Raw genomic sequence first — 13,654 nt, 5'->3', positions numbered from 1 at the left:
TAATGGCAAGTCTTTTACCAGAAAAGATCTATATACCTACAAACCCATATGATTTATCCGTAACAATTCCAGCTAATAGTAGTTTAGTAGTTAATTATCTATCTACCGGTAAAAGTATTACTTTGAATAATACTAATTCTATTGAACAGGTAATGACTCTACCGCTTGAGATTGAAGGTGGTTCAGATAAATTATTTTGTGTATCTATTTCGGGAACAACTGTTACTAACTTTGTAAGTGAGGTAATCAACCCTGCTAAGTACACAAGTGAGTACTCAAAACTAATCACATTAATTAATGAAATTGATGCTGTTATTGAAAATCGTGTAATGGGTGGTGGGGTTTATAGTACAACAATTAACAATAAAACTTTGATTAGCGAAACACTAACTAATCTTGAGAATATGCGTATACGTTATATTAAACGTGCAAATGCTTTATGGGCAATGATGAATGATCTGCCTGCTAATGGTAATGGTCGTCCTTTCAAGAGTATAACAGTTTTTCGTGATCCTAATTATCCTAACAGATGGGGTACACGATAATGTTTTGGAATAAAAAACAACAACAAAAACCAGAAGAACTAATTAAGCAAAAACGAAACTCTAAACCTAAATCAAAACTATTCGATACACCACAACAAACTCTAAAGCGTGACCTACAGGCCGTGCGTGGTATGAGTACTCCGGTGATTAGTTTTGGTTTCACGTCTGGTACTGGTTCACAGAACTTAAACAACTTGATCCGCTGGTTCTTGAGTGATTGGCGTAATGCTTCACGTGAGGCAGTACTAAAGAATCCATTAGGCCGTAAGTACATGAACCTATCAGTAGATGGTGTTATCGGTGCTGAAGGGGTTTACGTTAAGCCAAGTCCAGTAGCTGATTATATGTCCCAGGATGAAGTACATAATCTAAGCCAACAACTTGAAAAACGTTTTGACCGTTGGGCATATGATGCAGATCGTTTTAGTCTCGATGGTTCAATGACTTTCGACATTTTCCAACAGACTATTGAAAAGATCCGTGTACAGGATGGTGAATGTTTCATTCGTATGCATAAGATTAACGGTACTTTGAAATTAGAGATACTTGATGGTGCCCGATTAACTCAACTTAATAACCAATGGTTAGATAATGGTAATTACATTTCTAATGGTATTGAGTTTGATAAGAACCATCGTCCGGTGAATTATAACTTTTGTATCTACAATCCTATTACCTATACATACGATGCAACAGCATTTGAAGTAGTACCGGCAAATGAAATCTATCATTACTTCATTGCTGATCAAATGGGTCAGGAACGCGGTATTCCAGATATGATTAGTACTTCTAAAACTATGGAAGACCTAAAGAACTTCACAGAAGCCGCACTTGTAGCTAAACGTATATCTGCATCTACTACTGCATACATAACCAATAATAATAATGATACAGACCAAGTAGATCTAATTGCCGGTGAAGATGATAGTACAGCTACCTATACCGAATATCTTGAAGCAGGTGCAGTGTTTGAACTTGGTAAAAACCAAGATATTAAAACTGTTAATCCACAGGCTGGTGTAGATCGTATTGGTGAATTCACAAGTGAACTGATGGATCAGATTGCTATGGGTTTAAACGTTACTAAACAGTCCCTAATGGGCAGTACTGCCGATGCCTCATTCTCAGCAGCTAAGTTAGCAGAACGTTTACAGGCAACTACTTTCCGTACACGTACTAATGTACTAATCAGTAAAGTTCTTAAGCCTATCTATCTTGAGTGGTTGAAGAATGAAATGGTAAATAATAATAGTCTTAATCTTTCTTTTTCGGATTTTGATGATCTTAGTTGCTGCCGTTACATTCCAGTAAAACCAATCAGCTTAGATCCTACTAAGGATATTCAAGCTGAAATTATGCTATTGGATGCAGGACTTAAATCTAAAACTCAAATCATTAGTGAAATGGGCGGTGATCCACGGGTAACGATGGAAGAAATAGAAAAGGAACAAGAACAAAATAAGGAAATAGAATCAAATGGATTTGAATCTAAAGGACCAGAAACGGGATCTAACGATTCCAGTACGGGCGATTGATACAGATTCTCGAACTATCGAAGTAGCATTTTGTAGTGAACTTCCCGTGAGTCGTGAGATTGACGGGCAACTATATTATGAAATTCTATTATGTGGTGAAGAGAATGTTGATCTTTCCCGTTTGAATAATAAAGGTGCAGTACTCTTTAATCACGATAGAGATAAGCTAATTGGTGCAGTAGTTGAAGCACATATGGATTCTGACCGTGTAGGCCGTGCAACTCTTAAAATAAGTAATGTTGGCCTTGGCAGTGAAATGTGGTCAATGATTGAAGAAGGTATTCTTTCACACGTTAGCATTGGTTATAACATTTATGATTACCGTATGGATGGTAATAACATCATTGTTACTAACTTTGAAATCTATGAAATATCACTTGTGACAGTACCAGCAGATGAAACTGTAGGTATAGGACGTTCATTAGGTGATGACAATTTCGCAGAAGAGTTATCAGAAGCACATGAGGATGAATCACTAAATAGTACAGAGAATACTATTGAAGAGGAAAGACTCATGGAAGAACAAGAGGGAATGGAAGAAACCCGCTTAGATAATGAAGCATATGACATTAAAGAAACATTAGAAGTAGATAATGATTCAAATGGTGGTGTAGCTAATATTGAACTTAGTGATGGTGAATTAGAAGAATTAGTTTCTAAACGTCCCGACCTATTAAAGAAACTACAACAAGGCGTAGAGCCTGATCAACTAAATAGTAATGAACCAAGTGAAGTAGAAGATGTACGTGAACTTGAATCTGAATCTGATCCTGATCCAGAAATGGAAGAACCAGAAGTAGATGCAGGTGAAGAAGAACGTAAACGAGAACTTACTTCAATCGGCTTAGTACTAAATGTGGATGTATCAGATGCAATTGAAAACGGAATTTCAATTACTGATTTCAAACGTTCACTAAATACAAATAACAAAACTCCTAACGTTAAGGATAACAAAATGGAAAAATCAGTAATCAATGGTCTAATTCGTCAGGCTGCCGAAGGTAAACCATTCGATGGTACTCGTCTTGAAGTACCAGTAAACCAACTACGTGCTACAAGTACTTCCCCTACTACTGGTGGTGCATTGGTTAAAGAAGTATATGTTGATTCATATATTGATGTGCTACGTGCTAATTCAGTATTCGCACAACTACCTATTCAAACTTATTCTGGTTTGGAAGGTGAAGGTAATTTAGTACTACCTAAACTATCTTCTGACTATAGTCTAATGTTCGATATTATCGCAGAAGGTGAAGATAGTCCTTTAGTAGATGCAAACTTTGAACGCATTGTAATGAAGCCACAAACTTTCTCCGGTACAGTACCACTAACCCGTACTCTAATTAAATCAGCAGATACCGCAGAACGTTATGTTCAGGATTCTATGGTTCGTGGTGCAGGTCTACGTCTTGAAAAACTAATTCTTAATGAAGTAGTTGCCGCAGCACCTAACGGTACTTTGACCGCAGCACCTACACAGAAAGATGTACAAGATGCTTTAGCTAAACTTGCAGCCGCTAATATTCGTATTGATTCAGTAGTAGCTATTGTTCATCCAACTACCGCAGCAGTATTGCGTAGTACATTAGTAGGTGAGAATACCGCAGCTAAGTATATGATCGAAGGTTTCCGCTTTGATGCTTTCCTATGTGATTCAGTACGTGTTATTGAATCCACACAAGTAGCAGCAGGACAAGTAATCTTTGGTGACTTTGCTAATGTAATTCTTGCATCTTGGGGTGGCCTAACTGTAGATCGTGATGATACTACACTACGTGCTTCACAAGGTATTATGCTACGTACCTTTGCTTACATTGATTGGGCAGTAGCTCATGACGAAGCATTCTACGTAATGAAACTTGCAGCTTAAGGATTAGAACTAATGAGAGCATTTATTAACACACAATGTGATGTGTTTCTAAATGCTTTCGGTCAATCTATTACAACTTCTACGGGAAGTACTTTTATAGGAATTGTAGAAGTACTTCCCGTTTCTATTGAAGCGGCTGGTGGATTTATCGAAAGTACAGAAACATATGTAAGCATGAAAAAAACAGATCTATCAGTCGCAGGAGTAGCTTTAAACACAATATTAATTATAGATTCAGTACAATACACAGTATATAACATCGTTGATGATCTTTCGGGAATGGTTGATGTGTACTACAGGACAGTACAAGGATCTTCATTCGCAGAGGATTACTAATATGCAATTAGTACAACAAGTACGTAAAACAATGAAGCAATTAGTAACTGCATCAAAGAATCTAAAAGTGTCACGTGATGCCGATGTATACAGTGAAATAGCTTTTGATTATTCACTTGAAAGTATTACCTTCGGTAATCAAAGACAAACAGGGTCATTTGCTATTCAGTACTTAGTAAGTCCTAAGCCTGAATCCGGTAATACAGCACCAAGTGTATCTTATGATCAGATTATCGGTACTTTCGATTCAGAAAAAGCACAGGCATTTAAAGATGCTGGCTTAATTATTATTTCCTACTCATATGAACAGAGCGATATCGTAACTGATCCCACAACTGGTTCAGTTAGTTTATCTTTTACTATAAATATCAAAGTAGCGGAGAAAACAAGATAAGGAAATCATAAATGTCTGATATTATTTTAGGTAATAACTTCAAGTTATACTATAACACGGACATAGGGAATACCAGCCCACAAGGAATTGATAATGTACTTATCAATGAATTAGCAGCATTCCCTATACTTTCGTTAACCTCGGAAACAACAAAATTCGATACATATACAAGTGAATATGTATCAGCACTTCTATCTGATCAATCAATGGCAGATTTAAGCATTGTAGTAAATTACATTGCTACGGATCCATCACATCAATTTTTAGATGAAGCAGCATTAAATCAAACTGAATTTCAATTAGTATTAGTATACAACTTTGACGAAGAAGCAAGACAGATATCATATGGTATCGTGAATGGTTATATTTCGGCGTATTCCCTTAGTGGTGATAAAGATTCAGTAGTACAAAAAAATTATAACTTTACACATTCACAGGTGATAGCACGAAGTATGGTAGCAAACGCAAGACTACCCTTATATGAAGGGGATTTTGGGGTAGGTTCAGATGGTATTGATATTGATCAGTACAGTCCTGATATTCCCACTGGTAATAGTTTTATTAAAATTCCAGCAGCACAATCTGGAAACCCTGCATCAGCGGATATGATGGGTATTGGCTGGACTGATAACAATCAAGTATGTGAATTCGCAGTAACTAAGTCTGGTGCCTTGGGTATCTATGCTAAGAACGCCAGTACTGCATGGACTCGAATCTATACAGTAACGCAATCAAACGCAGCATATGTAGCACTCACTGGTAATCAAACTATTGCGGGTAATAAAACCTTCAGTGGTACAACCGTACATAGTGGTGCAACTACGTTAACCGGTACTACAACCGCAGGTACGGTAAATGCAACTACACTAAATCTAACCAATGATCTGAGTATTGCTAATGGTGGTACAGGGGCAAGTGATGCGGCAACAGCACGTACTAACCTTGGACTTGGTACAGCAGCCGTACAGAACATTGGTACAAGTGGTGCTACCGTTCCATTACTAAGCACGGCTAACACTTGGTCAGGCGTACAAACCTTCATTGGTCGTACATTCATTACAAACCTTGCCAGTACAGCTACCGGTACATATAACGGTACTGCCAACGTTACACAGGGCGTTACTGGTATTCTACCTATCGCCAATGGTGGTACAGGTGCTTCAACAGCAGCCCAGGCTGCAATCAACTTGAAAGTAGTGCCTTATAACGGGGCAGTAACAACCGCAGTTGATATTAATGATTATGGCATTACTGATTTTTATGTTGGTTACTGGCAGTTCTCAACCGTAGCCGGTTATGCATCAGCCAATTTACCAGAAGCATCAGGTGGTGTTTTAGAAGTTATTCGTGGTGGTGATTATGGTGGTATGCAAAAGTACACATCCGTTACTGGTTACGTATGGATCCGTACTCTTACAGCATCATGGAATGCAACTACTAAACCTTGGGGTGATTGGAAACCAGCAGGCTATCAGGCAACAAAGGCATATACAACAGATCTTAATGCCCTAACAGTAGCAAACACATATTCATGTAATGCAAGTACTTTGAATACTCCAGATGGTATTACGGTAGGTGGTTGGTGTTTCCATTATTCACATACAGCATCAGGAAACTATCTACAAGTTTATGTAACAGCTACTACTGGCACACAGTCAAACCGTACTTTCCAGCGTACTTATAATGGTACAGCTTGGGCAGCTTGGGCAGAAAGTTATACAACATTGAATAAGCCAAGTGCTATAGATGTTGGTGCATTACCAATTGTTGCAGGTTTTAGTGATGCTGATGTTAATACTATTATTACGGCGGGTGTATATTCAGTTACTTCAGTAGCACCGAATATCCCAGCAGCCATTACTGGTACTATGGAAGTATTAGTACGTCAGGGTGGATTAAGTATTACTCAGACTTATCACTGTAATGCAACTTCCACAGGTTTCATAAATAGGCACTTTATACGTACTGGTACAGTTTCTGGTAGTACTACTACGTGGTCAACTTGGGAATCACTAACACCGACTACACAAAACTTAGCTACAGGTACAGACCTTAATACACTAACAGTAACTGGGCGTTACTATGCATCGTTTACTAATAGTCCAAATAATTCAAACGCCGCAGCAATAGTAGATGTAACTAATACTGGTGGTAGTACCGTAATGACACAATCCTTAACTTTCACTACGGCGAATACAACTTGGACACGTAGATATGTGTCTGCAACTTGGTCAGATTGGGTACAGGTAGCATCAAGTAGTAATATCGGTACTATGGCATTGCCCATTACGGGTGGTACTTTAACTGGTGCTATTGCTGGTACAAGTGGGGCATTTAGTGGAGCAGTACAATCGCGTGAAAATGTTACTACATATCGTCAACTATTAAGCCGCTCGGATGCTTTTAGTCCTTATACTGGCTATAACCGAATTGATCAGGTTGATGGTACTTTACCAACATCACAAACTTCAATCGGTGATATCTCGGCACGTTTAACTACAACTGGTGGTGATCCGTGGGGGCGTACACTTTCCGGTATGAGTATGTATTATGATACTACTGGTGGTGGTTCCAATATGGTTTACGCACGTAATGCCGCAGGTACATTAACAAGTACTATGACATTTGCGGGTGATACCGGTATCGCTACTATGCGTGGTGCCTTGGTTGCAAACCAATTAACAGCTACTACTGGTACATTTACTGGTGCTGTTACCGTTCCATCATTGACGATTACTAACAACCTACCTATTACAAGTGGTGGTACTGGTGCAGCTACAGCAGCCGCTGCACGTACTAACTTAGGTTTGGGTACATCAGCAATAGTTAATACCGGTACAAGTGGTGCTACTATTCCATTATTGAGTACTGGTAATACATGGTCTACTGTACAAAACTTTGATTCAATTAGTGTTGGTGCAGCACGTACTACTGCTACTGGTATTGAACTTGGTTCTTTAACTACTGCTAATAGTGCTTACATTGATTTCCATTCTTCAGGTACTGGTAGCGATTATGATGTACGTATTGCAGCTACTGGTGGTTCTACAGCTACTGGTGCAGGTAGTTTAGTTGTAAGTTCTGCTAATACTACATTTACTGGTGTTGTTAATATTAATTCAACTGGTGGTGGTGCTAAAGACTGGCATACAACCGCAGGTGGTGGGTGTGGTGTTAAAGCTTGGCAACCCGCATCCAATAACGGAATTGAGCTTAACAACACAAATAACGACGCCTCTACTAATAGCTTTGTTAATATGGTAACTGGGGGATGGTACACTGGTAACTGGGCTATAGGGGCAGTTAGAGGTGGAGGCACTGCTATAGACAGGGTACAGGTAAGTGTAACAGCTACATCTGGAGGTAGTAGTAGTAACTTCCAGTTCTATCCTAATGGTAGATTTCAATCTGAGGCTAACATAGGTCTTGGTGGTCGTGTTGTCACATTTACCGCAGTATCATCAACCTACTTAGAACTTGTAGTAGATGGTTCAGCTAAGGGTATGAACTTCTTTGATTCGGATTTAACATTAAAAGAAAACGTTAAAGATGTAGATGGTAAAAAATCATTAGATATTATCGAAAACATTAGACCAGTATCCTATAAGTTCAAAGATTATGCTTATAAAGTTACTGAAAAAGATGATGAAGGTAATGATGTAGAAGTTGAGAGAATACAGGAAGGTGATTCTCACCAATTTGGTGTTATAGCTCAAGAGTTTGAAAAGCTATTACCAGAAGGTGTAAGAACTGCTTCTGATGGTAAGAAATCATTGGATCCTTTAGAAGTACTTGGTCTATTACTATCAACTTGCCACGAACAACAAAAACTAATTAAGCAACTACAAACAGATGTAGAAGCGTTAAAGAATAAATAAATACAAACGGGGATAAGGACTATCCCCAAAAAACTTACATAAGGATATAATATGTCATTCGATATTTTCAGTGGTGCTAACCTTAAAGTTGAAGTTGGTACTGCCGGTACTGTACTTGCAACTGATTTCGAAGTAGTACCAGAAGTTAATACATTCACTACAAGCGGTTTTGAAAGCACCGTGATTTCAGTCAAGACTTTTAACAGTGCTTATGACCGTAAGCTATTGGGTACTAAATCTATTCCAGATATTAGCCTTGCGGTTAACTATCTTGCGGATAATGAAGTACATCAAAAGTTAGAACAACTTGCCGATGATCAGAAACGTTGTCAGATTCGCCTAAGCTATTATGAAGATGCAACACATACTACTGGCTTCTATGTCGTGTATACCTGTTTCGTTTCTACTACTACTATTGGTGGCGATAAAGACGAAGTAGTTAGTAAGACGTTTACTCTTGCTGTAGATGGAGCACCTGTTAAATCTGGTTTGCTTCCATTAGTACCGTAATCATAAACACAATCTAATAAATAAAGGGAAGGTAGACAATCTACTTTCCCTTTTTTATTGGAGAACAAAATGAACTTAGAAAATCTAAAGAAAAAATTACAACCAAAATCCGAACCGTTTGAGATTCAAGGTGAAATAATCTACATTCATCGTCCGACTTTGAATGATATTCCTAAATGTGATAACACACCAAATACAATAGTTAATTGTGTTAAAGATGAAAATGGTGATCCTATCTTTTCCCTTGAAGAGATTGAGGGGCGTATTAACATTAATATGATGGATTCAACTTATGTTACTGAGATTTATCTTGCTATTGTTAATCTATATGAAGATTCAGATCAAGTTGATGAAGTTGAAAAAAAGTAAGGGGTGATAACCATTTACGATACTTTTGTAAAATGGTGAATAGGCGAGGTTTATCACCGGATGAGTACTTTAATTTAGATGATGAAGTACTTAATATGCTTATGATCTACGATTCTTATATAGAACCATCCGGTACTCACATTGATATGCTATATCATTGTAATTCTATGTATAACCAGACAATGAACAATCCAAATCTTACTACTGAGGCACGCAAATCATTTAAAATTGCTGATTTCGATTTCCTTGGAGTACTTGAACCGGATGTTACTACTAAAGAACGTGCGGAGAATTTCGAAAGGAAGAAAATAGAAAACAACGCTAATAGTATTCACACAATTGGAGAAGCTATAAAGCAACAAGCATTAGGAAAGAAAAATAATGGCAAATAATAGAATACGTATTGATATAGACGGAGATGCAAGTGGATTAAACAGGGCATTAGGTACAGCCACAAATAGTTTATCTGATTTCGCTGGTGAAAGTGGGGAACTACTTGGTGGAGTTTCAGATAGTTTAGGTGGCCTTGTAGGGCGTATAGGTGGCCTCGGTACTGGTATTGCGGGTATGGCTGGTGGCCTGGGTCTTGTTACCGGTGGTGTAGTCGCATTAGTAATGGCATCCAATGACTATGTCAGAAGTCTTAACGAGATATCAAAGCAATCAAGTATTACCGTTACTGAATTACAACAACTACAAGCAACATTCCGTGGTCTTGGTTTTGACGTTGAGAAATTCACCGACATTAACCAAGATGCCAAAGATAAATTAGGGGATAGTTTCGCTAATGGCGGTGGTATATCTGATGATCTGAAATCAGTAGGTGTAGATGTTCAAACACTTACAAAGTACTTATCTCAGGCTGATGGTGGTATTAAAGCAGTTGCAACAGCATTCTATGCAATGAAAGCAGCCGGTAAATCATCCGCAGAGATTACATTTGCTTTAGAAAGTATGGCTTCTGATAGTAGTAAATTAATTAGTACCATGTCTGAGTTTTCAGATACCACAGAGTTCATGAATTCGATTTACTCACAGCACGTACAATTAACAGATGAAAATGCAAGAAAGTACGCAGAATTCGATAAGAAGGTTTCAGGACTTAGTGAAAAATTCCAACTATGGAAAGCTAACGCACTTGCACCAACAGTAGATGAATTAAACACTATTTTAAAACTACTTAATGGTGATTCTTGGACTACTAATAAATTCACTGACTTCATGAAAGAATTCTATTACGGTGGTGATACTGCAATTGCTAAAGCATTACGTAAGTTAGATGGTGTTAATGAAATTGATTACTCTATTAAAGCTAAAGCAGATCTTGATGAAAAAGCAAGAAACTTATTAGATTTTGTTAATGGTGCTACTAAACCAAAAGAAGCACCGTTAACCGGTGGTTTTGTTGATAAAGGAAAAGAAGAGTCAGAACGAAAATCAGCACAGGCTAAAGCAGAAGCCGCAGCAAAATCAGCAGCAGCTAAGGCCGCAGCACTTGCAAAGAAAACAGCAGATGATCGTATTAAAGCACAAGATACTTTGAATAAAGCTATTAGTGATATGACAATTGAAAGTAACGCAAGACAACTATCAGAATTTGACCGTCAGCAAAAAGCTTTAGTTGAAAGTATTCAGAAGTCAGCTAAGACTTTAGGACTATCTCAAGGTGCTTTAACCGATTTACTATCACAACAACAAATATCAGCAGCAGCTAAACGCACTGACATGGTTAATGGAATGATTGGTTATCAGGATCCAAATCAAGGTCTTAAAGATACTAATAGCCTATTAAAAAGCGGTAGTTTAAGTACTCAACAAACTGGTTTCCTTGCTCAACAGCAGAATCAAAGAATCAATGGTGATAATCCATTTGCTTTTGATGATACTGATCAGAAGCAAAAAGATAATACTGATGCACTGAATGCAGAACTACAACAGAATGATCTATTACTTAAAGGTCATGAAGATTACGAAAAACGCAAAGCTGAAATTACTGCTAAGTACAATGCACAGGCAATAGATATTGCTAATCAGAATGCACAGAACCAACTTACTGTATTCAGTAAAACTGCAACATCCCTAAGTGATGGTATGGTTGCTGCGTTTGGTGAGTCGTCAGGTGCAGCACAGGCAGCTTTTGCTATCAGTAAAGGTATCAGCATGGCACAGACAATACTAAGTATTCAATCAGCACTTGCACAGGCATTAGCAACACCATTCCCTGCATCACTTGCTGCATATGCTCAAGTAGCAAGTCTTGGTATGAGTATTATTAGTACTGCTAAAGGTGCGGGTCATGGACAGTTTCACGGTGGGGTAGATGAATTACCTTCAAGCCTTGATAATAAGTCTTTTGTACTTAAAGCAGGTGAACGTGTAGTACAACCAGAAGCTAACACCAAGCTTACTAAGTTTCTTGATAAACAAGATAAGGGCGGTACTACAGCAGGTGATATCACTGTTAACGCACCTTTGATAGTACAAGGTGATGTAGCTGGTGATGATGCTAAATTCAATGAGATGCTAAAGAAACACGCTAATAGTGTTACTCAGGCTGTCAGATCAAGTCAAAAACGTAATACATAATAAGGGGGCTTAATGCCCCTTTACTTTTATAAATACCATATAAAAACTAAAGAGGTATTTTATGGCGAGTTTTTCAAATAACGTGAAGGTTACAAACTTTCAATTAAAATCAGTAGAACCTATGTATAGTAATCAATCTTGGACAGGTCAGCGTATTCTACGTAGTACCGGTATTCAGTACTATCAAATTGGTCTAACACTAAATTTCAATCCTACCAGTCTTGGTGAAGTGAATGCATTCCTTGCCCAGTACTCACAGGGCAAACCATTTACCGTTACGCTCGGTGTAGCTGGTGTGTATCACGGACAACAATCAGGTGCATTGAATGCCACGGCATCAGCATCAAAAGGTACACGTGTAATCACTACTAATAATAATCAAATGGCAATAGGTGAAATGATTCAATTCACTAACCATAATAAGCTTTATAAAATTATTGATTGTACTTCAACATCTCTAACTATTTTCCCTGTACTACAGAATACAGTACAGATAAGTGAGATTATTCGTTATGACAATCTAATAGTAGAAGCCGTACTTGATCCAGATAATGATTACACAATGCCAGTAGGTAACTTAATGACACTTAACCTTAAGGCAACGGAGAATATTGTATAATGGACGATTCAGTATTAACTAACACACAACTTCTAAAATATTGGACTCTCGCTAGAGGTACGACTAAAACCCGTTTAACCGTAATGGATGTAATGAGTCTTGGAGTTAATGTTACCTGCTTTGATGTACTACCAAATGGTACAAATGGATTTCACTGGACTGATTCACTAATTGATATTTCCCTTGATGGTAATCAGTACATAAGCTTTCCAGATATCATTAGTGGTTCACTACCTTCATATGCAGAAACAAAGGGTATAAGTAACGACTCAGTAATTTTTAAAGTAAGTAATGTGAATACATCAGTACGTGCCTTAGCATTAGGTGGTTTTCTAAAGAATGCAAAAATGAATATCAAGCTTGTTATTCTGAATCCTTGGGATAGTACTGTATTGTACTCAATGCTTATGTTCAGTGGATTTATTGACTATGTACAGGCAATAGCAGATCCAAATGCACCACAAAATGAAATGACTATCTATGTTAACAGTGTATATAAAAAATTAGATAGACAACCCGCACTAATAGCCGCTAACTCAGTATATCAATCAATATATTCAGGTGATGCGTACTTCTCATTATTAGGACAGGTAAACCAAAGTCAAGATTGGAAAATGAAATAATATGCAAAATCAAATCATAAAAATCATTCAAGACGCAATTGATAATCCGTATGAATTCGGTACTAACGATTGCAATTTAATAGTACTAAGAATGATAGATCTCATTAACGGTACAACTACTTTAGCAGGCCGTGAATATACAACTGTAAAAGAGGGTATCGCAGGACTTAATAAAGAAGGTTGGAATCATACAGGCGAAATAGTTGAAGCCTATTGTGACGAAGTACAACACACAATTGATGGGGATATCTGGTTAGATCCAGACAATCCATTAATTATGGCATTAGTAGCATCAGGTCGTGTACTCGGTGTAAATCAAGATCACACCGGTTTTGAACTACAACATAAACCAACTACAGGAAAATACTATAGAGTAAGGAAACAGTAAT

At 37.7% G+C, this 13,654-nt stretch carries 13 protein-coding genes; all 13 read left to right on the top strand.

The genetic code is table 11. From position 1 onward, the window contains the following. The first annotated feature begins 2 nt into the window (after positions 1-2). Entirely contained in the window at positions 3-545 is a 543-nt protein-coding gene (locus ACO0U8_RS03730) for a hypothetical protein (protein WP_421670317.1), read from the top strand. Further along, positions 545-2,080 (top strand): phage portal protein, encoded by a 1,536-nt coding sequence (locus tag ACO0U8_RS03725; protein ID WP_421670316.1) that lies wholly within the window; start codon positions 545-547, stop codon positions 2,078-2,080. The genes ACO0U8_RS03730 and ACO0U8_RS03725 overlap by 1 nt, the downstream gene beginning before the upstream one ends. Next, positions 2,022-3,950: a phage major capsid protein gene (locus tag ACO0U8_RS03720; protein WP_421670315.1), complete on the top strand. Its 1,929-nt coding sequence runs from the start codon at positions 2,022-2,024 to the stop codon at positions 3,948-3,950. The genes ACO0U8_RS03725 and ACO0U8_RS03720 overlap by 59 nt, the downstream gene beginning before the upstream one ends. Before the next feature lie 12 nt (positions 3,951-3,962). Next, positions 3,963-4,286, top strand: a complete 324-nt coding sequence (locus tag ACO0U8_RS03715) for a hypothetical protein (RefSeq protein WP_421670314.1) — start codon at positions 3,963-3,965, stop codon at positions 4,284-4,286. A gap of 1 nt (position 4,287) precedes the next feature. After that, entirely contained in the window at positions 4,288-4,680 is a 393-nt protein-coding gene (locus tag ACO0U8_RS03710; protein WP_421670313.1) for a hypothetical protein, read from the top strand. 11 nt (positions 4,681-4,691) lie between these two features. After that, positions 4,692-8,558, top strand: a complete 3,867-nt coding sequence (locus ACO0U8_RS03705; protein WP_421670312.1) for a tail fiber domain-containing protein — start codon at positions 4,692-4,694, stop codon at positions 8,556-8,558. Positions 8,559-8,609: 51 nt separating this feature from the next. Beyond that, complete coding sequence (locus ACO0U8_RS03700) at positions 8,610-9,068, top strand: phage tail tube protein (RefSeq protein ID WP_421670311.1); 459 nt, start codon at positions 8,610-8,612, stop codon at positions 9,066-9,068. A 69-nt stretch (positions 9,069-9,137) separates the two neighbouring features. Continuing rightward, positions 9,138-9,437: a hypothetical protein gene (locus ACO0U8_RS03695; RefSeq protein ID WP_421670310.1), complete on the top strand. Its 300-nt coding sequence runs from the start codon at positions 9,138-9,140 to the stop codon at positions 9,435-9,437. Positions 9,438-9,532: 95 nt separating this feature from the next. Further along, complete coding sequence (locus tag ACO0U8_RS03690; RefSeq protein WP_421670309.1) at positions 9,533-9,829, top strand: hypothetical protein; 297 nt, start codon at positions 9,533-9,535, stop codon at positions 9,827-9,829. Next, positions 9,819-12,023, top strand: a complete 2,205-nt coding sequence (locus tag ACO0U8_RS03685) for a hypothetical protein (protein ID WP_421670308.1) — start codon at positions 9,819-9,821, stop codon at positions 12,021-12,023. The genes ACO0U8_RS03690 and ACO0U8_RS03685 overlap by 11 nt, the downstream gene beginning before the upstream one ends. A 61-nt stretch (positions 12,024-12,084) precedes the next feature. Then, the gene (locus ACO0U8_RS03680) at positions 12,085-12,642 is read left to right on the top strand and encodes a hypothetical protein (protein ID WP_421670307.1); all 558 of its coding nucleotides are present in this window, start codon (positions 12,085-12,087) and stop codon (positions 12,640-12,642) included. After that, positions 12,642-13,265, top strand: coding sequence for a DUF2163 domain-containing protein (locus tag ACO0U8_RS03675; RefSeq protein WP_421670306.1), 624 nt, complete (start codon positions 12,642-12,644; stop codon positions 13,263-13,265). Before ACO0U8_RS03680 ends, ACO0U8_RS03675 begins: the two co-directional genes overlap by 1 nt. A 1-nt stretch (position 13,266) precedes the next feature. After that, positions 13,267-13,653 carry a DUF6950 family protein gene (locus ACO0U8_RS03670; protein ID WP_421670305.1) on the top strand — a complete coding sequence of 129 codons (387 nt, stop codon included), beginning with the start codon at positions 13,267-13,269 and terminating at the stop codon, positions 13,651-13,653. Position 13,654 lies beyond the last annotated feature (1 nt).

Source organism: Rahnella sp. EDr1-12 (assembly GCF_049206505.1).
GTDB classification, from domain to species: Bacteria; Pseudomonadota; Gammaproteobacteria; order Enterobacterales; family Enterobacteriaceae; genus Rahnella; species Rahnella rivi.
This window is presented reverse-complemented; position numbering and strand designations above follow the sequence as displayed.